The organism is Paenibacillus sp. 01T47, from assembly GCF_056398245.1.
Genome location: NZ_JBFTPA010000009.1, coordinates 56,228 through 78,936 on the forward strand (window position 1 = coordinate 56,228; position 22,709 = coordinate 78,936).

Genomic DNA, 22,709 nt, shown 5'->3' on the forward strand with positions numbered 1-22,709 from the left:
ATATGATTCAGCTTGTTAAAAAAAGCAAGTTTAAATTGGACAGCAAAACGCTGCGGCCGCGGTTGAATCTGAAGTGGAAGGAAGTTTCGAAGAACAAGGTTTTATATGCCATGATTGCACCGTTCTTTCTAATCTTCTTCACCTTTACCGTCCTTCCCGTCTGCTTATCGCTGCTGGTCAGCTTCACTAACTTTAATATGCTGGAGTTTCCGAAGTGGGTAGGCTGGCGCAATTACGCTCAATTGTTCGTTAGGGATGATGTGTTTCTAATCGCTCTAAAAAACACTTTGATCTTCGCCGCAATCACAGGGCCTGTCAGTTATATCGCCTGTTTTGTGCTCGCGTGGATTATTAATGAGTTTCCGCCAAAGATTAGAGCTTTTGCGACGCTGGTTTTTTATGCGCCTGCCTTGTCAGGGAGCGCCTTTATCGTGTGGACGCTCTTGTTCAGCAGCGATTCCTATGGATATATCAATGCCTTCCTGCTCAAGTGGCATTTGATATTGGAGCCCATCCTTTGGCTCAAGACACCTAAATATATTCTTCCGATCATCATTATCGTACAGCTTTGGCTCAGCCTTGGAACGAGTTTTCTTGCCTTTATCGCAGGGCTGCAAGGACTTGATAAAACGTTATTCGAGGCGGGTGCGATCGATGGCATACGCAACCGCTGGCAGGAGCTTTGGTTCATTACGCTGCCTTCAATGAGGCCGATGCTGATGTTTGGTGCGGTCATCCAAATTACAGCTTCCTTCGGCGTTGCGGAGGTAGCGACTGCGCTCGCTGGGTTCCCAAGCGTGAAGTATGCGGGCCATACGATCGTTACGCATTTAATGGATTACGGCTCCATTCGCTTTGAGATGGGATACGCCTCAGCTATTGCGACCGTGCTGTTCGCAATGATGCTCGGCTCCAATCTCATCGTACGAAGGCTGCTGGCGAAGGTCGGTGAGTAGCGATGATCACAATTCGTCTAAGAAAAAAAAGAATAAGCCGCTCATGGATGGGCGATGTCTTTCTGTTCTTTCTGCTTGCAGCAGTAGGATATTTTATGGCAATGCCGCTCGTATTTGTGATCAGCAATGCATTCAAGCCGATTAACGAAATTTTGAAGTTTCCGCCTGATTTTTTGGTCAAAAATCCAACATTCACTAACTTTACGGACTTATATCATCTGCTTTCCGGCTCATGGGTGCCTTTTACTCGTTACATTTATAACACTTTTTTTATTGCGATTGTTGGTACGGTCGGTCACGTGCTCATTGCTTCCCTCGCAGCTTATCCACTGGCGAAGCGGAAATTTCCAGGAAAGGGATTCCTTTTCACCATTGTAGTGCTATCGCTAATGTTCTCAGCTACGGTTACTCAGATTACGAATTACATGACGATGTCATGGCTCGGTTTTCTGGATACCCACTGGGCGGTTATTATTCCGGCAATTGGCTCCTCGCTTGGGCTGTATCTTATGAAACAGTTTATGGAGCAAATACCGGATGCGCTGCTCGAAGCTGCACAGATTGATGGTTGCAGTGAAGTTCGCATTTTCTGGAGTGTCGTTATGCCTGTCGTCAAACCTGCATGGCTTACGCTAGTTATTTTTTCTTTCCAAGGTTTATGGGGGGCAGGCGGAGCAGCGGGCTCGATGTACATTTACAGTGAGCAGCTCAAAACAATTGATTACGCGTTAAGTCAGATTCTGGCGGGAGGCATCGCACGAACGGGTCCTTCGATGGCAGCAACATTGCTGCTGCTCACCGTTCCGATTCTCATCTTTGTGCTTTCGCAGAGCAGCGTTATTCAAACGATGTCAACCTCCGGCATGAAAGAATGATGGGAAAGGGGAGGCTTACGTTGAATCGATTATGTAAATTGCTGCTGCTCTTCCCACTAATGCTGATCCTGGTTGGCATTTCGGTTCCGGTCTATGCTGCACCATACGATGGCTACAATTATTCGTGGTGGGGAGATCCTGAGCCAGCGCCTGTGCCGTACTTGCCAGTGAAGCAAATCGGCGGGGAGCAGTTAAGCTCCGGACCATTCAAATCGCCAGAGGACTTGTTCATCACCGCTGACAATCAGATCTATGTCGCGGATACAGGCAATAACCGCATCGTAGTGCTTGATGAGCAAGCAAGCGTAATTCAGACGATTGATGCTTTTGTGAATGGCAATAAAGCGGATAGCTTCTCAGCTCCGCAAGGGATCTTCGTACATTCAAATGGACATTTGTTCATTGCCGATACAGGAAACAAACGCATTGTTGAACTAACGAAGGAAGGCGAGCTGGTACGCGTCATTGGCGCTCCGGAGAGCGATGTGCTGGGCGGAAACTTTGTCTATGAGCCGATCAAGCTGGTCGGAGATTCAGCGGGTCGTTTATATGTTGTCGGAAAAGGCGTGTTCAATGGCATTATGCAGTTTGATTCCGGCGGCAAGTTCTCAGGGTTTATGGGCGTCAATAAAGTGCGCTACAGTGCCGCGGATTTGTTCTGGAAGCGCGTCATGACGAAGGAGCAGCGTTCCAAAATGGTGCTCTTTATCCCTGTCGAATTCAACAACGTCGATATTGATAGTGAGGGCTTTGTTTATGCTACGACAAGCGAGGCATTCTCGGATACACCAGTTAAGCGTCTGAATCCATCTGGAACGGATGTGCTGAAGAGAACGGGCTACCAGCCCCCAAAAGGTGATATTCGATTCCGCACAGGAGGCACACGGCCCGGAACATCAGCTATTCAAAGCGTCGCGCTTGATCGAAATGGGATTTACAGCATTTTGGACAGCACGCGCGGGAGAATCTTTACGTACGACAGAGAAGGCAAGCTGATGTATATTTACGGACTGCTTGGTGAGCAGGTTGGGACGTTTAAGACGCCAGCCGACATTGACATGTTAGGCGATAAGATGATTGTGCTGGATAAAGGCTTGAATCAGCTGGTCATGTTTGAGCCAACGCGCTATGGAAAGGTGATTCGGGAAGCCGTTATTAATAATGATATTGGCGAGGAAGAAAAGTCGGTCGAGAAATGGCGCGAGGCTTTGCGATTAAACAACAATCTCGAAATCGCTTATTTGGGGATTGGGAAAGCGGAGCTCAGACAGGGACATAATTACGAAGCGATGAAGCATTTTGAGCTGGGCATGCACACGCAGTATTATTCACGGGCTTTTGAACGTTACCGCAAGGATTTCATGTGGGAGCATTTCGGGAAAATTGCGGCAGTAGCCATAACAGCAGTCGTTCTGCTCATCGCTGCGAGAGTGCTTATCAAGCGCAGAACAGCTGAGCCTAGCGTAGTGGGAATGGGCTGGTATACGATCTTCCATCCGTTTAATGGATTCTGGGAACTGAAGTTTGAGCGAAAAGGGAAGATCTGGTTTGCTTTGCTGCTGCTGCTTATTCTCTCTCTTCTCTACGTACTCAAAAGGCAGTTTACCGGCTTTATCTTTAATCCAACGGTCAATGCAGAGAATGTAAACGTGCTTGATGAGATTAAATTTATCGTGCTCCCGTTTTTTCTATGGTGCATCGCCAATTGGTCGATGACGACGCTGATGGATGGCGAGGGGAAATTCAAAGAAATTGTAATGGCTACCGCCTATGCGCTTATTCCAGTTGTGCTGATGCAAATTCCGCTTATTTTATTATCCAATGTCATTACGATTCAGGAAGGTTCGTTCTATCGATTGCTGGAGTCAATCGGCTTCTTGTGGTTTTTTGGATTGTTATTTATCGGGATGCTTACCGTTCATCAGTATACGGTGGGGAAAACGGTCATTACGATGCTGCTAACGATGCTTGTGATGGGCATCATCATCTTCTTAGGCTTGCTTTTCTTCAGCTTAGCGCAGCAAATGCTTTCCTTCGCGGCTACGGTATACAAAGAAGCGATGTTTAGACTAGGGGAGGGATAATGCCATGTCAAAGCATAATACACGGAAATGGGTGGCATTGTCCCTGCTGCTTGCGATGCTGTCGCTGCCGGCTTGCACATCGGGAACGGTTAACAGTACCCTTACATCCGGGACGCCTAGTAAAGTTGCCGCGGCAACGGATGCTTCGCTCCGTGCACTGGACGCATCAGCTCAAGTGGAGCCTCGAATAGAAGGTCTTGATCCGGTGCTGGAGAACGATGCGCTTCGGCTGTATATTAGCAAAGCTACTGCTGAAATTGCGGTCGTGGATAAAAAAAGCGGGAACATATGGCGCTCGAATCCAGACAGCTCGGAGGATAACCTTGCTTCACCTTATTTAAAGGGGAAATTATCCTCCCAAATCTCTTTCGTTTACCTCACGAAGAGCGGTCAGAACAAGGATTATGACAGCTATAACAACAGCGTGAAATTTAATCAGTTTGAAATTAAGCAAGCGGATAATGGGGTGACGGTCACCTATCAGTTCGGTGATCCACAGAAAGGGCTCGAGTCCATACCGCAGAAGATAAGCAAGGAGCGGTTCGAAGAAAGATTGCTGAAGCGATTGGAAGATCCAGCGGATCAAGAACAGCTGAAGGTTAGATACAAGCTAAATGAGGAGCAGGGTATTTACGAACGCCGAGAAATACCAAAAGCTGTCGTGAAAAAGCTATTGGCAATCTTTGAGAAGGCGGAATATACGGAAGAGGATTTTGCTATCGATAATGGTGAGGGAGACGGCGGTGGAGCAGCTGAAGAATCGGTTAAACCGAAATTTTCAGCAGCGATTGAATACACATTGGATGGCAGAGATCTAATCGCTTCAGTGGATACGTCGACCATCACTGAAGATACTCCGCCTTATCGGATTCATTCGATCAGTCTTCTAGAAAATTTCGGAGCTTCGGGCCAGAAGGATGACGGCTACCTCTTTCTTCCTGACGGGTCAGGAACGCTTATTAGGTTCAACACTGGAAATATCCAAGCGCAGCCTATCCTGATCCCGATATACGGTGAAGATAGCTCGATCTATGTAAATGAAAAGTTTAATACGCTTGAGCCAAACCGGTTGCCGGTATTCGGAATGAAAAAGAACGATGCTGCTTTTCTTGCCATTATTGAGCAGGGGGAAGCGCTCGCCAAGCTTTCCGCGGATATAAGCGGGCGATTGCATGAGTTTAATACGATTGCTGCCCAGTTCATTATTTTGCCGAAGGACGAGGTGCGTTTAAGCAATAATGAGATCATGCACAAAACGCCAAAGGAGACGTACAAGGGGAATTTGAAAATTCGTTATTCCTTATTAAGTGACGATGAGGCTGATTACTCGGGCATGGCAGCAAGCTATCGCACTTATCTGGAGAAGGCGGATGGGCTAACAAAGCTGAAAGCAGAAGGAGATGCGCCATTTTATATGGAGCTTGTTGGCAGCATCCCGAAAAAGAAAAACATGTTAGGTTTTCCTTATGAGACTCTTGTGCCTTTAACGAATTTGAAGGAAGCTGAGCAGCTCGTTGATCAGCTTCACGGCAAGCAAATACAAAATATACGGCTGAGTTACAAGGGCTGGTTTAATGAAGGCTTAAATCATACGATAGCATCGAATATCGACATGGATAACGTGATAGGGAGCAGAGGCGATTGGAAGCGATTAGCGGAAAAGCTGCAGAAGAGCGGAGGCGGGTTTTATCCGGATGCAGCCTTCCAGCTTATCTATCAGAATTCCGGGAAATTTAGCCCGAGCAAAGACTCTGCCCAGTACATTTCTCGGCGCTATGCGAAAATTTATGAATTCGATCGCGCAGCATATTTTCGGCATAACGAGCTGTTGTCACACTATTTGTTGACTCCAAGAAAGCTAAGTTCAACGGTCAGCGGTTTTCTGTCTGATTTCAAGAAGCTGAATCCTGGAGCTATTTCCTTGAGGGATCTGGGCTCTGAGCTTCATTCGGATTTTCGAAGAAATGCAGAGGTGACAAGAGAGGACGCAAAACGAATCGTTACAGATCAGCTCGAAGCCATTTCGGAGATGTCTCCAAGCATAATGGTCAATGGCGGCAATGCTTATGTTCTCCCGTATGTATCGCATATTCTAAACATGCCGCAAAAAAGCAATGAATATCAGCTAGCCGGTGAGTCGATACCGTTTAACCAAATGGTGCTGCATGGTTATATCGAATATGCGGGAAAAGCATACAACATGGCTGATGAGCAAGACATTCGGGAAAGTGTACTGCGCTCGCTTGAAACGGGTTCAAATGTCTACTTTAGCTGGTTCTATGCGGAGCCGTCCGTCCTTAAGGACACTCGATTCAGTTATCTTTATTCGAATGATTATGGGCAATGGTTTGATGAGGCTGTCGACGCTTATGGCGAAGTGAATGCAGTGCTCAGGCAGGTCCGCAGTCAGAGCATGATCAAGCACGAAAAGCTGGCGGAACGCACTTACAAAACCGTATATGAGAGTGGCTTGACGGTATACGTAAATTACAGCGATGCAGTTGTGCATACGGATGGTGTGACCATTGAAGCCCATGATTACATCGTTAAGGGGGGATAAGGATGTCGAAGAGACGAACACTGAGCTTGGAGCGCAAAAAGGAAATTTACGGCGTGTTGTTCGTAACCCCTTGGCTGCTTGGATTCGTACTGCTGATGGTTATCCCATTCGTCCAGTCGCTTCAATTCAGCTTCCATAAGCTGACGCTTAATTCGGAAGGCTACTCGCTTCAATACGTCGGCCTTGAAAATTATCGCAACATCTTTTTCGTTGATGCGTGGTACGTTCGTTCCTTAACGGAAGCCGTTACGGTGATGGCATTAAACGTACCGCTCATTATTTTTTTCAGTTTATTTACAGCCACATTATTGGTGCAGAAATTCAGAGGGAGAATGCTTGCGAGAGCGATCATATTCCTGCCAGTCGTGTTAGCCTCAGGGGTTATAGCTAAGCTTGATAACGGCAATTTTCTTGCTCAAATGATCGGCTCCGCTTCAACCGACATGGAGGGCAACTATTCTGGACTGCGAAGCATTGAGCTTAGGCCGCTGTTATTCCAAGCCGGTCTTAGCCGGGACATTGTGGAGTATTTGACGAGTGCGGTGGATCGAATCTACCAGATCATCAGCTCGTCTGGCGTCCAGATACTCATTTTTTTAGCGGGGCTGCAGTCGATCTCGCCTTCTCTTTATGAAGCGGCGAAGATGGAAGGGGCCACAGGTTATGAAGCCTTCTGGAAAATAACGTTTCCCATGATTTCGCCGCTCATTCTGACGAATGTGGTGTATACCATCATTGATTCCTTCTATGACAATAAAATGACGCAAATGATTCAGGACGCAGCTTTTGGTCGATTGGACTTTGGCGTTAGCTCGGCGATGTCGTGGATTTACTTTCTAGTCATCTCGATCATTCTAGTCGTATCGACGTATCTGATTTCGAAGCGTGTATTCTATTATGACTAACAAGGAGGAAGGGATATGGAAGCTGAGACGAAGGTGAAAAGCCGCATCTCGGACTCTGCCTTAGTGCGGGCCGCAACGAGCTGGTACGATCGCCATAGCCCAGTTGAAAAAGCGAAGCATTGGCTTTGGATATTCATCCGTTCAGTACTCATCGTCGGGATTTGTTTTATCATTTTGTATCCGATCATTACGAAGCTGTCCATCGCGTTGCGCGACAAGCAGGATATGTTCGATGCAACCGTCGTATGGCTGCCGCGGCATTTTACACTGGATAATATCAAAATCGTCATGGGTTATTTAAAATATTCGGAATCCGTCACTAACACGCTGCTGCTTAGCCTTGGGACGTCGCTGCTTCAACTCGCTTCCTGTGCACTGGCTGGTTATGGCTTTGCAAGGCTCAAGTTCCGGGGCAGCGCCATTTTGTTCGGAGTCGTCATCTTCACCATCGTTGTGCCGCCGCAAACGATTATGGTTCCTACGTATTTGCATTATCGCTTTTTTGATGTGTTTGGGCTCTATCAACTGTTCACAGGAAAAGATGGTGTGAATCTGCTGGAGAGCTTTTGGCCTTTCTTTATTTCTTCGGGGCTTGCGATGGGCTTGAAAAACGGTCTGTATATTTATATTTTCCGTCAATTTTTCCGCTCACTGCCGAAGGATTTGGAGGAGGCCGCGTATGTGGACGGAGCGGGCATTCCGGGTACCTTTGCAAGAGTCATGCTGCCTAATGCTGTACCTGCGATAGCTACGGTCATGCTGTTCTCGTTCATCTGGCAATGGAATGACAGCTACTTTGTAAATCTCTTTGCGCCAAATTATACCCTTCTAGCAAGAATGCTCGATTTGCTGCCTGGTGCTGTTCGACCCGAATATGTTGGTGGTATTTCTCATACATCTTTATATTTGAACACTGGAACACTGCTCGGCATTTTACCGATCTTTATTCTTTATTTATTCGCACAAAGATACTTTGTAGAGAGCGTAGAGCGCACAGGATTGGTAGGCTAGCGATTATTCGGGCAACCGTACTTACGATTGGAGGGTTCTGCAATGAACGATGCCATAGGAGTAGATAGCGAGGGGCTCTTGGATAAGCAGGTGACCCTATGATCCCACTATTAATTGCCGGACTAAAAAAAGGATTTATCGTATCCTGTCAGGCGCTTGAGCATGAGCCATTGTATGGCTCCGATATTATGGCTGCGATGGCAGCGGCAGCGGAATCCGGAGGGGCATCAGCTATTCGTGCCAATACGCCGCAGGATATTGCCGCTATCAAACGCAAATGCAAGATTCCGGTTATCGGACTATATAAAAAACATTATCCCGATAGCGATGTCTACATTACTCCAACCTTGCTAGAGGTAGGGGAAGTGATTCGAGCGGGTGCTGATATCGTGGCTATAGACTGCACTTCCATGCCGAGGCCAAGAAACGAGAAGCTGGATCATGTCATTGCTGCTATTCGCAAAAAATTCGCTAATACACTGATCATGGCGGATATTTCTACTTTTGAGGAAGGCGTTTCCGCTATGAAGCTTGGCGTAGATGTCGTCTCTACGACGATGTCGGGTTATACGCCACAAAGTCCGAAGCAACAAACCCCTGATTTTGAGTTAATCGGGAAATTAGCTGCGCTTGGTCAGACACCCGTTTTTGCGGAAGGAAGAATATGGTCGATCGAGGATTGCTTGCGCTGCTTTGACGCTGGCGCGCACGCTGTCGTAATCGGAACCGCTATTACAAGGCCGCAAGAGGTTGTGAGACGTTTTGTAACGAGCATCAAGTAATTAGTAGGAGGCAGCGACATGGAGCGATCGGATAGTGGAGCTTTTCTTCGTTCAGGGGAACAAACGGCAGGAATAAACAATCTGATGTTGTTTTATAACGGTCATTATGAAAACGATGCGGGCGTATGGAGGAAAGAGCAATTTATACCCTATATCAGCTACATCGATGCTGAAGGCAAGCCGCTCGAATGGCTGTTTGACGGGGCTTTGTTTCTAGCCAAGTGGTCTCATTCATCAAAAGGATTTGAAGAATCAGAGGAGCATCCAAACGATCAAAATGACTGGCAATGGTACTTGGATAAGACTTTTGCGGAATCAGGTGAACTATCGGCATTAAATGAAGCCATGGAGGAAGTTGCTCTAAAATTAGCAGACCCAGAGCATAAAATGAAGGTTGTGCTCATGATTCCCTATCCGGCACCGAATCAGCAGAACTTTGGAGCAATAAGCGATGATAGCAATTCGCTTTGCTTCGATCATACGATTGTTTCTGCAGTCGAAGCGACTCGAAATAAACAAAAAGCGCTTGAGTGGTATATTGGTCAACTGCTAGAGCGCTGGGAGAATGCTGACTTTCCCTTTCTCGAGCTGAAGGCGCTCTATTGGATGAATGAAGCTGTGAATACGAGCGTTCCCTACGAGGAAGGGCTGATTGGCTGGACGGGAGATCAGGTTCGCGCAAAGGGGTTGAAATTTTTCTGGATTCCCTATTACAGGGCCAGCTTGTATTGGAAATGGAAGGAGCTAGGCTTTGACGCAGCAGCTATGCAGCCTAATCACTTTTTTACTAAGACAGGCGAATCGAGAGTCGGGATCGCAGCCAACATGGCCAAACAAGCCGGCATGGGCGTAGAGATCGAGGTCGATTCTCGGGTTTTTGAAAGCAATGGCGATTTCCGCGCAAAATATGAAAATTATTTGGCAGGCGGCGCAAGGTATGGTTATAGCGGGGAAGTATTTAAAGGTTATTATCAAGACGTCAAGCTGCTCTTTGATGCAGCATATGCGGAGGAGCCGGAGAAAAGGGACATTTATGATTTGACCTATAAATTTATAAAAGGGGCGTTATAAACGATGACAAAAGTGAATATTGGCGTGATCGGGGCAGGCTCTATTTCGGAGGTTCATCTGAATGCGTATGCAGGCAATCCAGAAGTTAACCTTTATGCCATATGTGATTTAAATGAAGAACGGGCCCAAAACAAAGCGAGTAGATTTGGCGCGCAGAAGGTGTACACCGACTACCGCGAGCTGCTCGCTGATTCAGCAATCGATGCAGTAAGCATTTGCACATGGAACAACTCGCATGCTGAAATTAGCATTGCTGCCGTAGAGGCAGGCAAGCATGTGCTCGTGGAGAAGCCGCTTTGCAAAACCGTTGCAGAAGCGGAGCGGGTAGAGCAAGCGGTGAAAAATAGCGGTAAGGTTTTGCAGGTTGGTTTCGTGAGGCGATATGGATCGAATACAGACGTTTTGCAGCGTTTCATCAGTGCAGGTGAGCTCGGCAGCATTTATTATGCAAAGGCGACTTGTTTACGAAGGTTAGGGAACCCAGGCGGTTGGTTCTCTGACAAGGAGCGTTCGGGCGGCGGACCTTTAATCGATCTTGGCGTACACATCATTGATTTATGCTGGTACTTAATGGGCAAGCCGAAAGTAAAGTCGATCAGCGGCAATACCTATCGTCAGCTTGGGAATCGGGCAAATGTCCAAAATCTATCGTTTTACAAAGCATCCGACTATGATTCCAGCAAAAACACCGTTGAGGATCTGGCAAACGCGCTTATCCGTTTCGACAACGGGGCATCACTTTTGGTTGATGTAAGCTTTACGCTGCATGCCAAAAAAGATGAGATTACCGTTAAAATTTTTGGTGACAAGGGCGGCGCCGAAATCGAGCCGGAGCTGTTCATCGTTGCGGAAAAACATGATACGATTCTGAACATTACGCCGCAGGTTGACCAGCTAGGCTTTGATTTCGCCAGCGGATTCCAAAATGAAATCAACCATTTCATCGACAGCTGTCTCGGACGAAAAGAAACATTAAGTCCAGTACAAGATGGTCTTGAGGTGATGAAAATGCTGTGCGGCATATACGAATCGGCAGAGAAGGGTGAAGAAATTCAGTTCAGCTGAGCTTTAAAGGATTATTAAAAATGCTGTTCCATCGGGCAAGCCTTGGAACAGCATTTTCATATCTGATGTTGATGGCTTGCGAGCGCTGTGCTATAAGGATAAATCGACTTCAAACATGCGATTCCAAGGGAGCTCGGCTTTTAATTCGTCGATCCTGCCCTCAGCGAGTTCAGCTAAATAATCATTGCAGAAGCGCTGCAGCTTTTGGGTGATGAGCTGAGATACATGCTCTTTAACTTGGCTCACATCGAAGTAGTTGGCTCCGAGCTCTGGCAAGTGATGAGCGACTTCCTGTCTTACGATCGTTTGATAACCCCAATCTTCAATCAAACGATAGAGCATGAAATGCTCGCTCATCTGTGTGCTTGATTCTTGGTTATTACTTTGTTGGCGATAGAAGGAAGCTACGATGGCATGCGCTATCACTGTTCCGAGTGTATTGCCGGACGTATTCCAGCCAGCGTAAGCGGAGAGGCGGGAAATTAGGTTTTTCTTGGATAACAGCTTTAAGAGACTATTATCGGCGCCGTTGCATGAAGCGACATCCGCCAGTGCGACCATGCCCCCTTTATTAGCTATCGCTTCAATCGCCGTAACGAATTCAGCTATATGTATCTCAGAGAAGTAGGAACGGTGACGATCCCGGTATAAATTTGGTGATTCAGCTGCATCATGCGAAGACACTGGAGGAGAATTTACCATGAGTACAAAATCGGCTGTCATCGAGGAATCACCCATGAAGGCGCCTCCTGAAGTTAAGTGAGATTTTATGCTTTCATTCAGACTGCGATCCTCGTATTTCGGAATGATCGTTGGCCCAAGTGTCGAGGAGTAACGAACAAAAACCTCAGGTTGATATTTTTTGATCGTGCAAAACACTTTGGCGAATAAGATGTTTCCTATTTCGTCAGCACCAGGGTAGATAAGCACATTATCCATGAGATTGTACTCCTCTACCGAGATAAGAAGCTTGCGCTGCTCCATTGGACTGAAGCCGTATTTCGAATTATCGTCCAGAGGAATAACGAGATGATCAATGATGCCGGATTGTACGAGTGTAATAATATGCTCATTTACTTGTGAGTTCGTTTCTCTGCGCTTTAGAAAGTCATTTAGAATGGCGCTTGGTATAGAGCTATGAAGCTGAAGCCATTCGTTTTGTTCATCATCGTTCAGCAGCTCGGAAGTCTGCTTGTCTTTTAACCAGCCATAGCGATAAATCGAGTGTCCATAATGCGCGTAATAGTCAGGTTCCTCGTCACTGCTGTTGTAAGCTGGGGCTCTCATAATTAAATTGAACGCATAAATGCGAAGTGATGGATTGCGCTGCTTCAGCTGCTCAAGCAGTTGAAGACGTTCCATGCATGCTTGAAGCGATAATTGATGCAGACGGGAAGGAACAATGCCGCCGTAAACGAGCATATCAACGGAAAGTATCAAGTAGTCTGCATCAACAGCTTGCTGCATGAGCCAGTCATGTACCCCTTCATAGCGGGCAGGCTGTTTCTTTCTTCCGAGCAAGTCTAGTGGCGGAGCGACGAGCGAGAGATCGCTGATTGCAGCTATCATTTGTGGAAATTTTGCATTGCAAGGACGTTCGTCTAGCGGAAGGTAAACGACTTTACTCATACAATGACCTCCATTTTTGGATAAATGATGAATTACACCTATTATACATCAAGCTGAGTAAATGGAATATTTTTTTATAAAAAAATATAAAAAGGATTTTTTCTCTAAACGGATCATAAAAATTGGATTATGAGATCTCACATCAGCTGTTGGATGATCATTTATGAGGCGTGGTCTCGTTCTACTAGAAAAGTCGAAATTGAAACGATTGGAGGATTTATTCTAAAAATTTAAAATAAATAAAAAAATATTCCGTTATTAATTAATAGGTGGTACACTACAAGTGAAATTGGAAAAAGGAGGTATAAATGGTTGTCTACGTTGTTTAAGGACTCATTTCGCAACCAAGCCGTTTCTGGTCCTAGCATCCAGATTGATCCCTCATTTCCCTATTATCAGCAAAGGTCGCCAGAGAGTATTGTTGAAGAAATTATGCTTGCAGGGTATCAAAGCGTCCATTATTTTGTTGTAAATGAACATGTCATTCAGAAGGACTTGCTGCTTGCCTTCCGTCAAAATGGAATTCCGGTGTGGGCGATGGTGATAGGAAACGGTACCTTCTCTACCGACAGGTTTCCAGAAGAATGGCCCTCTTGGCAGATGAAGCTGCTTAAGGAGCCGAATGACGGCTTCTGGCGATTGTCACCATTTAGTGAAGGCTACGTGCAGTGGAAAAAATCAGCGATGGCTAAGCTTGTGATGGAGTATCCTTTTGACGGGATAGAAATTGCCGAACCGTATTTTCCAGAGTGGGGCGGGATTGAGAGAGGGGTTTACGGAGATGTTGGGCCGCTTGCTAAGTCGGCGTTCCGAGCACGTTACGGCGTAGATATGCCTGATTTTACAAATGCAGCTGCTCCTAACTATTACCTTCGGGATGTTCAAACCTACAACAAGTGGATCGAGTTCCGTGTAGAAGCAGTCAATGGCTTTATAAATGAAATGATAAATGGAGAAGGAGGCGTTCGTGAGGTTAGGCCAGATATCGTTGTCGCCACTTGGTCGCTTGCGATTAATGCAGGACAGGATAGCGTTGAACGACTCCGTGAAGACCAAGGCCTAGATGCTCCATCGATGATTGAAAAGGTTAAGCCGGATATCCATTTCTTGCAAACGCATTGGCCCGATTGGCTGCGCGGTGATCTGCCAGCTGATTACGTTAAAGGCTACCAGCCCTTTGTCGATCAGATCAAGGAGCGATTTCCCGAGCTGCCATTAGCCGTTCAGGCGGATATCGGTTCTGCACAACCAATGATTAAAAGCGGGGAATGGCTGGAGACATTCAGTCAAACGGCTTTTGCGCTCGGCTATGCATCTTGGACAGCTTATGAGTATCATACAGGCGGTTATATGTATGATCATAAGCCGTTTCCCATGCTAACTGAACGGAGAAGCAGAAACGAAATTGTGATTTCATTCAACAAACGGATTGACGAACACTCGGCTATGAATGATTCCTGCTACAAACTTTGGAATAACGGCGCTTCTATTTCTCTGATATGGGATCGTATAGCGGTTGATGGAAATAGAGTTATTCTTCGTTCGGAACAGCTGCCGGCAGCTTCATTTGTGCTAGAACTAAGTGATATTCGTGATACGCCGGAGAGATGGTTGTTTAAGGATAGACCCGCAAATGTGATTCCAAATGGTACGAGATTGTCCATTCTAGGAGTTTATTGAGCAAGAACGCAGCAATCATTACTCATGGGGAGTGAAGATGATTAAATGCAAAATATTCATATTGGTTTTATAGGTACTGGCGGTATCGCACAGCTTCATGCTGGTCAGATGCAAGCGCTGGAAGGCGTGGAAATCGTTGCAGTGGCAGACCCAAATGAACAGTCTGCTCTGCAGTTTCTATCAACATTCCATTTGACCAATACCCGACGATACGCAGGCCATAAAGAAATGCTCGAAGAAGGCGGCTTGGATGCCGTTATTATATGCTCACCACATACTTTGCATTTTGCCCAAGCACTTGATGTATTGAACGCAGGCTGTCATGTATTGATTGAGAAGCCGATGACCTGCACCTCCCAAGAAGCTGAGCAATTAATAAATGCTGCAGAGGCAAATTCGAGGCTGCTTCAGGTTTCCTACCAAAGGCATTTCCAACCGGAGTTCATCTTTATTCGCCAAGCGATAGCAGATGGCGTAATTGGCAAACTAAGCTCGATTAACGCAACGCTCTATCAGGATTGGAAACGCAGCCAAACAGGCACATGGCGACAAAATGCTGCGCTTTCTGGTGGCGGTATGCTAATGGATTCAGGCAGCCATATTATTGACGTTCTGTTATGGACGACAGGCCTTACGCCGCTTGAGGTGAAGTCGACGCTTAGCAACCATGGTACACCGGTGGAAATCGATTCTTTTACGAGCATCACCTTTGAAGAGGGTGCCATTGCTGCGCTGAACATTATTGGTTATGTACCGGGCTATAAGGAGTTTTATTCCTTCTGCGGCGATTTAGGCGTGATCTATCTCGAGAATGGCAGAATTGAAATTTCAACCTATAAGGATGGCGTTCTGCCAGTTCAGCTGCCAGCTCAAAGCACGAATCAGGACAAAAGCTTCATTGACGCGATCAGAGGAGAACATGAAATATTGGTATCGGGAGAATATGCTAGGAAGGTTATCCAATTGACTGAAGCGATATATCGTTCAGCAGACTATCAAGTTTGATTTGGCACTTCTAATTTCCATGAGGAGCGTGATTGGTTTGAACGTTAGCTTGAGTATGTGGAGCGTGCATAAATATTGGTACGAGGGAAAATGGGATACCGTTGATTTCCTAGCATTTGCCTCCGAGACAGGGGTTAAGGGAGTGGAGCTGCTCAGTTGTTTTTGGAAGGAAAAGGAGAAGGATATCCCACTAATCGATGAAGCGCTTCGTAAATATGGTTTGCAGGTTGCGTGCTTCAGCGCGTGCAACAACTTTGTGGTAGCAGAAGATTCACAAAGGCAAGCACAATTAAAGGAAGTAACGGATGCTGTCGACTCGGCTGTTCATTTTGGAGCCAAGGTCGTTCGTGTATTCTCAGGGGATTTGCCCAACGACTCCATATCGTTTGAGCAGGGAATGCAATTCGTAATTGATGGACTTCGTGCAGCGGCTGATTATGCCGAACAGAAGGGTGTAACACTTTGCCTAGAAAATCACGGGTTATTTGCAGGACGCAGCGACCAGGTTATGGCTATTATCCAACAGGTTAATTCCCATGCACTGCGAAGCACGTTCGATACCGGAAATTTTCTGCTCGTTGGCCAAAGCTCTAGCGATGCGATTGATGAGCTGAATGGGTATGTTGGTCATGTGCATGTTAAGGATTTTCTACCAGTGCCGGAAGGTACGGCTGGCGGCGTCACTCGGGCTTTAACGGGGGAGTTGTTTCTAGGGAAAATTGCTGGAGAAGGCGCTGTCGATTTGAAATATATTTTCGGCGAGCTGAAGAAATCCGGTTTTGACGGGTGGCTTACCGTAGAGTTCGAAGGCGAAGAAGAGCCTAAGCTTGGCTCAATTGAAGCAGTTAATCATGTAACACGAATAGTGGCCGGCCTTTAAGAAAGCATTAAATGATAAAGGATAGTTAATTGATTCTGTCTACGACCAAAACTTAAGAACGATTTGGAAGGAGATATATTTTGAAGGTGCATTTTCTTGGCACTGCTGCTGCGGAAGGTTTTCCTGCGATGTTTTGTCGTTGTGTGCACTGCTTGAAGGCAAGAGAGCTTGGCGGTAAAAATGTGAGAACACGGAGCTCCGTCCTTATTGATGGCGTGTTGAAGGTTGATTTTCCGCCAGATACGCTTCATCATGTTTTGACGGGCGGCATCGATCTCGGTCTTGTGAAGGATTTGTTCATCACGCACACGCATCTGGATCATCTTCGTGCAGAGGACTTGGCGATGCGGATGCCTGTTTATGCTCATGGATTGGATGCGCCGTTGCACGTTTACGGCCACGATGCTGTCATTCGCAAATGCCGGGATGCTGTTGGCAGATCAGATGCGGAGCGGTTGGTGCTGCGAAAAATTGATCTGTTCGAAACCGTCGATACCGGAAATACGAAAGTGACGGCACTGCCGGCTAATCATGATCCCGATGAAACCTGTTTGCTCTTTCTAATCGAAAAGGATGGGAAGCGCATCTTTTATGGGCACGATACCGGGCTTCTTCCTGAAGAAACATGGCGATGGCTGGAACAGACGAAATTGGACCTCGCTATATTGGATTGTACGAACGGCCATCTGCCGTTTACAGGCGGACATCTCAACATCGAAGCCGTTCTTGATATTAGGAATCGGTTACGCAGCAAGGGAATATTCAGCCGAGAAAGCAAGGTTGTGGTTACACATTTCTCTCACAATATAGGATTGCTGCACGATGATCTTACGCAGTTTTTTGATCAAGAGGATATCATAGTAGCTTTTGACGGTATGATTTTGCAGCTATAATACAGTTCCTGAAAGGAGTGAATGCCCTTTATGAAAGCCTCCGAGCAGTATTACTTGCAATTCAGCCATCATGTTGAAATTGAAAGGCAGCAGGCAATGGATGAGGGGAAACAGATCAGCGCAGAATTGGCTGCTACGTATGAGAAGCTGGCTTCCATTCCGTGGAATGACCCGCAACGTGAACAAATGGCTGCGGCTTATATAGACGAAATGGGAGAGCTGCCTTTAAGAGCTGACTTTCCGTTTGTTGAGCCTTCTAACCTGCCGGAAATCGTAGCGGAACGACCAGTTGCCGAATTCCCGGTGAATCAAACTGCTCTATTTGAAAATTTAGCGGATAAAATGTATGGTGCATGGCTCGGTCGATCCGCAGGCTGCTTATTGGGGCAGCCGATCGAAGGGTGGAGAAAGGAACGAATTACAGGCTTGTTAAAGGAAACAAACAATCTTCCAGTTCATTATTATATTTCATCCGAAATTGATCCGGAAATTGCGGAGAAGTACGGCGTCATTAACGAAGGCGGGTCGTATGGAAACGAGCTCGTAAGCTGGATTAATAATGTGAAGCATATGGTCGAGGACGATGATATGAATTATACAATCATCAGCCTTGCTGTATTAGAAAAATTCGGCTATGACTTCTCTCCTGACGATGTAGCAGAAACATGGCTTAACCTGTTGCCATTGCTGCGCACCTGTACTGCAGAACGCGTTGCTTACCGGAATCTCGTTAATCGCTTAGATCCACCACTCTCAGCTACATATCGCAATGTCTATAGAGAGTGGATTGGCGCTCAGATTCGTGTTGATTTGTATGGCTACATTAATCCTGGGAATCCAACGAAAGCAGCTGAAATGGCATGGAGAGATGCTTCGATCTCGCATGTGAAAAATGGCATCTACGGCGCCATGTGGACTGCAGCTATGCTGGCAATGGCTGCTGTGACGGACAACAGGCAGGATGTAATCAGAGCCGGTCTCGGTCAAATTCCTGCAAATTGCCGGCTTGCAGACGATATTCGGACGGTGTTACGCTGGTATGAGGAGCAGGTGACCTTCGATTCAGTAGTAGAGCGTATCCACCATAAATATGATGAAAGCAATGCACATCATTGGTGCCATACGATCTCAAATGCGATGATTGTGGCCGCGTCTCTGCTTTATGGTGAAGGTGACCTGGAAGCAACAATAGGTTTAGCAATCATTTCGGGCTTTGACACGGATTGCAATGCGGCTACCGCAGGTTCTATTGTAGGTATGCAAAAAGGTGCGAGCCAACTACCCGAGAAATGGGTGAAGCCGCTAAACGATAAAATTCGTTCCGGCGTAGATGGCTTCGGTGTCGTATCTCTTTCTCATTTGGCAGAGCGAACGGTGAAATTGATTGCAAATAATCCTTATTTGAAATGATGGGGTTGCTACAATTTGAAAGCGATACAACTACAATAAACCCAATACCGCCAAGGTGTTGGGTTTATTGTATACTGGGAGAAAAGGGTAATCATTTCATCTTATAATAAGAGCTATATTTGGAGGAGATCATTCGATGCGTTATGAAGTTAGATTGAATGCGATAGAACAGAAATGGGATATTGTAGCTGGCCGAAAAGAGATCATAAAAGGAATGACGGATAAAATTTTTGCTGAGAAAATTGCTGAGGAATTAAATAAAGCCTATGATCAAGGCAGTGCTGATAGAGAGAATGTAGATAAGAAAATCAATGACAGCATAAAAAATTTATTTTTTTAAGAGTTAATAGAGTTTTGTTGAAGTATTGAAGAGGTAATTGTACATTTAATTAAAAATGATGAATTCGAAAGAGTTTTTGACAAGTGTATGGATTGAACTAAAACAGAATCGAGGTGTGCGAATTGAACCAAATTATTATACAAAAATATGATCCTCAAAGAGATAAAGCTCAAATCGAACGCATGCTGCTCAATTATAATCATCTATTGAATATATTTTATAATGATGAAAAAGGAAACAAAGATAATATCTTGGTTGCTCTTAATAACACTACAACCGTTGGGTTTCTTTCATTTAATGGTTTCGGCAGAAAACCTCAGGCCATATTATATGTGAACAAAGAATATGAAGCAGCGGATATCGGCCCAATGCTAATACAACAATATGAAAAAATGCTTATTCCAAATGAAAAAGTAGAGCATACCCTATTTACGTGTTCTCATCGTGACACTGATTTAATTAATCTTTTGGACAATAATGGATACAGATTATATATATCCTCCTACATTATGGAGCGTAAGGGTGAATCATTCCCCTCAGATAACATCATAGTTAGAAATTATGAAGAGAATGATTATTTTGAATGGGATAGAATTTGCGAATTAGCTTTCTATCATATGCGACAACGTATAGGATTGTATCCTTCGTTTTTTTATAAGCCTGTGGAATGGGAACGCGAGCAGTTTGCCCAAAATAAAAATAATATGTTTGTCATGATAGTTGATAATACTATAGTAGCAATAGGGAAAATTGAAGGAAATAAAATATGTATCATTGCTATTTCCATCGAACATCAATCACGCGGTTATGGAAGAGTTTTTGTGAAATACCTGGTTAATGAAATCATTAGCAGGGGTGAAGACAAGGTAATCCTTGACGTTGCAAAAGGTAATTTTGCGAAAACGTTATATGAAAGCCTTGGGTTTGAAGAAACGGCGTTTTATCACCACTATATTAAATATTTTAGACCGGATACAAGACTAAGTGCTCCACCCGACGATTATTAAACAATACTTATGGATGCTGAAAAGTGACTCTGGAAATGAATCTAAAGCTCGGAAGGCAATCCATTCAAACACATATGAATAGCGTTTGTATTTTGTTTAAGTACTTGAATCGTTTTAGAGTTAGGCTGTTTATATATTTCTAAATAGTCTATCTCGTTATATTGTTGCCGTATAGGAAAAGCTAATTTTTCTTCAGTTAAAGAAAACTCCGCAGCAATGCCGGCTTTATTTCCACGAGCATCAAAGCGAACCCATCTTCCAATGCTGTTGATATAAGCGGCATTAAGAGCATGAATGCAGTATCCTGTGTCGGGTGTATCCCCGATTGTAAGTCGTTGATAACAAAACCCTGTTGGAATCCCTTTGCTTCTTAACAGTGCAGATAATAAATTTGATTTGGCGTAACAAATACCTTCTTTATAAAATAGGACTTCTGAAGCGCTGCATGTTATCCGATTGCTTTGAATGTCCCAAGAGTGCGCTATTTGATCTCGAACAAATTCGTAAGCATTTTTTATAAAATCGACTACGTTAGAAGATCTAGAAAATAATTCATCTGATAAATTGTTGATTGTCGGGTGACTGAAATCGATGTCTTCTGTTTCCTCCAAATAATCTTCTATGTTATCCGACTCACACGATATGTTCATAGCATAATGCCTCCAGTTATTAGTTTATTCTTAGGAATTATTATGCATTTAAATGAATTAATATACAACAACTAATTTCGTTCAACCGTTGTTGACCTAGTAGTTTTTATGACTGGATAATGAAATACAATATGGTACAATAGAACGGATTATTATTAAGAAAATGCAATTTTATACGGTAGAATATAGAAGTAAAGTGCTTTAAGAATTAACATAATTTAGTGGTTATAAAAATATTAGCAAACAGGCAGGAGTAGAAACGATGAAATGCCCTCATTGCAACAACGAATTAAGTGAAGTCCCTTTATGTTACGGAATTGAAGCACCAGACTATTTTTACAAGGTGCCAGAAGTGCAAAGAACAGAGTTAATTAGAGATTTTTGCGTAATTGATGAACAATTTTTTTATATTAGGGGACACATTGAAATACCAATTATTGATAGTCATGAAAAATTTATATGGAGTGTTTGGGTTTCACTTAGTGGTGAAAATTTTTTGAAATCCAATGAATTATTGAATGTGCAAGGAAGAGAAAATGAGCAACCATATTTTGGTTGGTTGTCGACGGAACTTTCAATATATCCAATATCTACACTGTCGTTGAAAACAATGGTACATACACAAGAAGTAGGCGCTGTTCCATTAATAGAACTAGAACAGACTGATCATCCACTTGCAGTTGAACAAAGAGAAGGAATTACAATGGAGAGAGTAATAGAGATTGCTCATTTAACCAATCACCACATGAACGATTGAATAGCCAATGAAAACTGACATTTATGAACAAATATTTTCAAATGAAATGAGTGAATCGCAAAATTACGCAACAAAAAAACCACTTCGTAATCATGAATTAAGTATCATGATAACGAAGTGGTTTAAATTTACAAAATGAGGTCTGATATTGACCACTAGATTAAACATCGTCTAAAATAGTCTATAAACCCAATAAGGATGCGGTCGAGAGGACTCGAACCTCCACGGCTGTTACACCACTAGAACCTGAATCTAGCGCGTCTGCCAATTCCGCCACGACCGCAAAACATGTTTTAACAAAAAATATCGTATCATGAACAAGCTGGAATAGTCAACAATATTTTATAAAAATGGGGGAAAATGCTGTGGAGCAATTAGAGCAAAAAATTATGCAAGAAGGAATCGTCCTTAATGACAATGTATTGAAGGTGGATTCATTCTTAAACCATCAAGTAGATCCGCAGCTTATGCTTGCCATAGGTAAAACGTTCACTTCCCTATTCGAAGCGCAAGGAATTACGAAGGTGCTTACACTGGAGTCTTCAGGCATCGCACCTGCGGTTATGGCCGCTCTGCAAATGAACGTGCCATTAATATTTGCGCGTAAACGCAAGTCGCTTACACTTAAGGATGATCTCTATACCGAGAAAATCTATTCCTTTACGAAGCAAGAGGAAAGTGAAGTTACTGTTTCACGCAAGTTTTTGGCAGCTGAAGATCGTGTCCTCATTATAGATGACTTCCTAGCAAACGGCGATGCAGCACTTGGTTTGGCTCGAATCGTTGAGCAAGCGGGTGCATCGGTAGCCGGAATTGGCATCGTGATCGAGAAGGCGTTCCAGCCAGGACGTGAAAAGCTGATCGAGCATGGTTATCTTGTACATTCATTGGCAAGAGTGGCATCATTAGCAGGCGGAAAAGTAACATTTGCACCACATCCAGTCGCTCACGCTTAAACAACAAGTTGTATATAACTAAATTGCTCACAGAAATTTAAGTTCGAATAAATTATAAATAGGAATCAATGACAAGAGAGACCTAAATCAGGTCTCTTTTTTTTATATTTATAAGTTAGGTTTATGCTTCTGATATTATGCTGCATTCGCATATTTTCCAGCATTTTCACAAACAATAACAGCAAACGGTGAA

Annotated in this window: 20 protein-coding genes and 1 tRNA gene; 18 read left to right on the top strand and 3 right to left on the bottom strand. The window is 44.6% G+C overall.

The genetic code is table 11. From position 1 onward, the window contains the following. The first annotated feature begins 2 nt into the window (after window positions 1–2). The 9 genes from AC1DOV_RS18830 (at window position 3) to AC1DOV_RS18870 (ending at window position 11,309) form a co-directional block, all read left to right on the top strand. Window positions 3–956 (top strand): carbohydrate ABC transporter permease, encoded by a 954-nt coding sequence (locus AC1DOV_RS18830; protein ID WP_477550729.1) that lies wholly within the window; start codon window positions 3–5, stop codon window positions 954–956. A 2-nt stretch (window positions 957–958) separates the two neighbouring features. Continuing rightward, complete coding sequence (locus tag AC1DOV_RS18835) at window positions 959–1,831, top strand: carbohydrate ABC transporter permease (protein ID WP_477550730.1); 873 nt, start codon at window positions 959–961, stop codon at window positions 1,829–1,831. A gap of 20 nt (window positions 1,832–1,851) precedes the next feature. After that, window positions 1,852–3,915, top strand: coding sequence for a YIP1 family protein (locus tag AC1DOV_RS18840; RefSeq protein ID WP_477550731.1), 2,064 nt, complete (start codon window positions 1,852–1,854; stop codon window positions 3,913–3,915). A 4-nt stretch (window positions 3,916–3,919) separates the two neighbouring features. After that, window positions 3,920–6,475 (top strand): DUF5696 domain-containing protein, encoded by a 2,556-nt coding sequence (locus tag AC1DOV_RS18845; protein ID WP_477550732.1) that lies wholly within the window; start codon window positions 3,920–3,922, stop codon window positions 6,473–6,475. Between the two features lie 2 nt (window positions 6,476–6,477). Further along, the gene (locus AC1DOV_RS18850) at window positions 6,478–7,380 is read left to right on the top strand and encodes a carbohydrate ABC transporter permease (protein ID WP_076270024.1); all 903 of its coding nucleotides are present in this window, start codon (window positions 6,478–6,480) and stop codon (window positions 7,378–7,380) included. A 15-nt stretch (window positions 7,381–7,395) separates the two neighbouring features. Beyond that, on the top strand, window positions 7,396–8,391 hold the full coding sequence (locus AC1DOV_RS18855; RefSeq protein WP_477550733.1) for a carbohydrate ABC transporter permease: 996 nt from the start codon (window positions 7,396–7,398) through the stop codon (window positions 8,389–8,391). 98 nt (window positions 8,392–8,489) lie between these two features. Continuing rightward, a complete protein-coding gene (locus tag AC1DOV_RS18860; RefSeq protein ID WP_477550734.1) occupies window positions 8,490–9,173 on the top strand; it encodes an N-acetylmannosamine-6-phosphate 2-epimerase in 684 nt (227 codons plus the stop codon). Window positions 9,174–9,191: 18 nt separating this feature from the next. After that, the gene (locus tag AC1DOV_RS18865) at window positions 9,192–10,244 is read left to right on the top strand and encodes a DUF4855 domain-containing protein (protein WP_477550735.1); all 1,053 of its coding nucleotides are present in this window, start codon (window positions 9,192–9,194) and stop codon (window positions 10,242–10,244) included. Between the two features lie 3 nt (window positions 10,245–10,247). Further along, window positions 10,248–11,309, top strand: a complete 1,062-nt coding sequence (locus tag AC1DOV_RS18870; RefSeq protein WP_477550736.1) for a Gfo/Idh/MocA family protein — start codon at window positions 10,248–10,250, stop codon at window positions 11,307–11,309. A 90-nt stretch (window positions 11,310–11,399) separates the two neighbouring features. On the opposite strand, the gene AC1DOV_RS18875 is transcribed toward AC1DOV_RS18870, so the two are convergent. Next, a complete protein-coding gene (locus AC1DOV_RS18875; protein WP_477550737.1) occupies window positions 11,400–12,938 on the bottom strand; it encodes a DUF4127 family protein in 1,539 nt (512 codons plus the stop codon). A gap of 312 nt (window positions 12,939–13,250) precedes the next feature. On the opposite strand from AC1DOV_RS18875, the gene AC1DOV_RS18880 reads away from it, so the two are divergent. The 7 genes from AC1DOV_RS18880 (at window position 13,251) to AC1DOV_RS18910 (ending at window position 20,153) form a co-directional block, all read left to right on the top strand. Continuing rightward, a complete protein-coding gene (locus AC1DOV_RS18880; RefSeq protein WP_477550738.1) occupies window positions 13,251–14,618 on the top strand; it encodes an N-acyl-D-glucosamine 2-epimerase in 1,368 nt (455 codons plus the stop codon). A gap of 45 nt (window positions 14,619–14,663) precedes the next feature. Beyond that, the gene (locus AC1DOV_RS18885; protein ID WP_477550739.1) at window positions 14,664–15,623 is read left to right on the top strand and encodes a Gfo/Idh/MocA family protein; all 960 of its coding nucleotides are present in this window, start codon (window positions 14,664–14,666) and stop codon (window positions 15,621–15,623) included. A gap of 37 nt (window positions 15,624–15,660) precedes the next feature. Beyond that, window positions 15,661–16,503, top strand: coding sequence for a sugar phosphate isomerase/epimerase family protein (locus tag AC1DOV_RS18890; RefSeq protein WP_477550740.1), 843 nt, complete (start codon window positions 15,661–15,663; stop codon window positions 16,501–16,503). 86 nt (window positions 16,504–16,589) lie between these two features. After that, complete coding sequence (locus AC1DOV_RS18895) at window positions 16,590–17,396, top strand: MBL fold metallo-hydrolase (RefSeq protein WP_477550823.1); 807 nt, start codon at window positions 16,590–16,592, stop codon at window positions 17,394–17,396. Between the two features lie 30 nt (window positions 17,397–17,426). Then, window positions 17,427–18,806: an ADP-ribosylglycohydrolase family protein gene (locus tag AC1DOV_RS18900; protein ID WP_477550741.1), complete on the top strand. Its 1,380-nt coding sequence runs from the start codon at window positions 17,427–17,429 to the stop codon at window positions 18,804–18,806. A 136-nt stretch (window positions 18,807–18,942) separates the two neighbouring features. After that, window positions 18,943–19,146 (top strand): hypothetical protein, encoded by a 204-nt coding sequence (locus tag AC1DOV_RS18905; RefSeq protein WP_339208612.1) that lies wholly within the window; start codon window positions 18,943–18,945, stop codon window positions 19,144–19,146. 122 nt (window positions 19,147–19,268) lie between these two features. Then, window positions 19,269–20,153 carry a GNAT family N-acetyltransferase gene (locus tag AC1DOV_RS18910; protein WP_477550742.1) on the top strand — a complete coding sequence of 295 codons (885 nt, stop codon included), beginning with the start codon at window positions 19,269–19,271 and terminating at the stop codon, window positions 20,151–20,153. A gap of 41 nt (window positions 20,154–20,194) precedes the next feature. On the opposite strand, the gene AC1DOV_RS18915 is transcribed toward AC1DOV_RS18910, so the two are convergent. Next, window positions 20,195–20,803: a transglutaminase-like domain-containing protein gene (locus tag AC1DOV_RS18915; protein WP_477550743.1), complete on the bottom strand. Its 609-nt coding sequence runs from the start codon at window positions 20,801–20,803 to the stop codon at window positions 20,195–20,197. A 262-nt stretch (window positions 20,804–21,065) separates the two neighbouring features. Here AC1DOV_RS18915 and AC1DOV_RS18920 point away from each other — a divergent pair, with 262 nt between their 5' ends. Beyond that, window positions 21,066–21,560, top strand: a complete 495-nt coding sequence (locus tag AC1DOV_RS18920) for a DUF2199 domain-containing protein (protein ID WP_477550744.1) — start codon at window positions 21,066–21,068, stop codon at window positions 21,558–21,560. Window positions 21,561–21,759: 199 nt separating this feature from the next. Here AC1DOV_RS18920 and AC1DOV_RS18925 read toward each other — a convergent pair. After that, window positions 21,760–21,843: transfer RNA gene (locus tag AC1DOV_RS18925), tRNA-Leu, on the bottom strand. Window positions 21,844–21,925: 82 nt separating this feature from the next. Here AC1DOV_RS18925 and AC1DOV_RS18930 point away from each other — a divergent pair. Continuing rightward, on the top strand, window positions 21,926–22,516 hold the full coding sequence (locus AC1DOV_RS18930) for a xanthine phosphoribosyltransferase (RefSeq protein WP_441882835.1): 591 nt from the start codon (window positions 21,926–21,928) through the stop codon (window positions 22,514–22,516). Window positions 22,517–22,709: the final 193 nt, after the last annotated feature.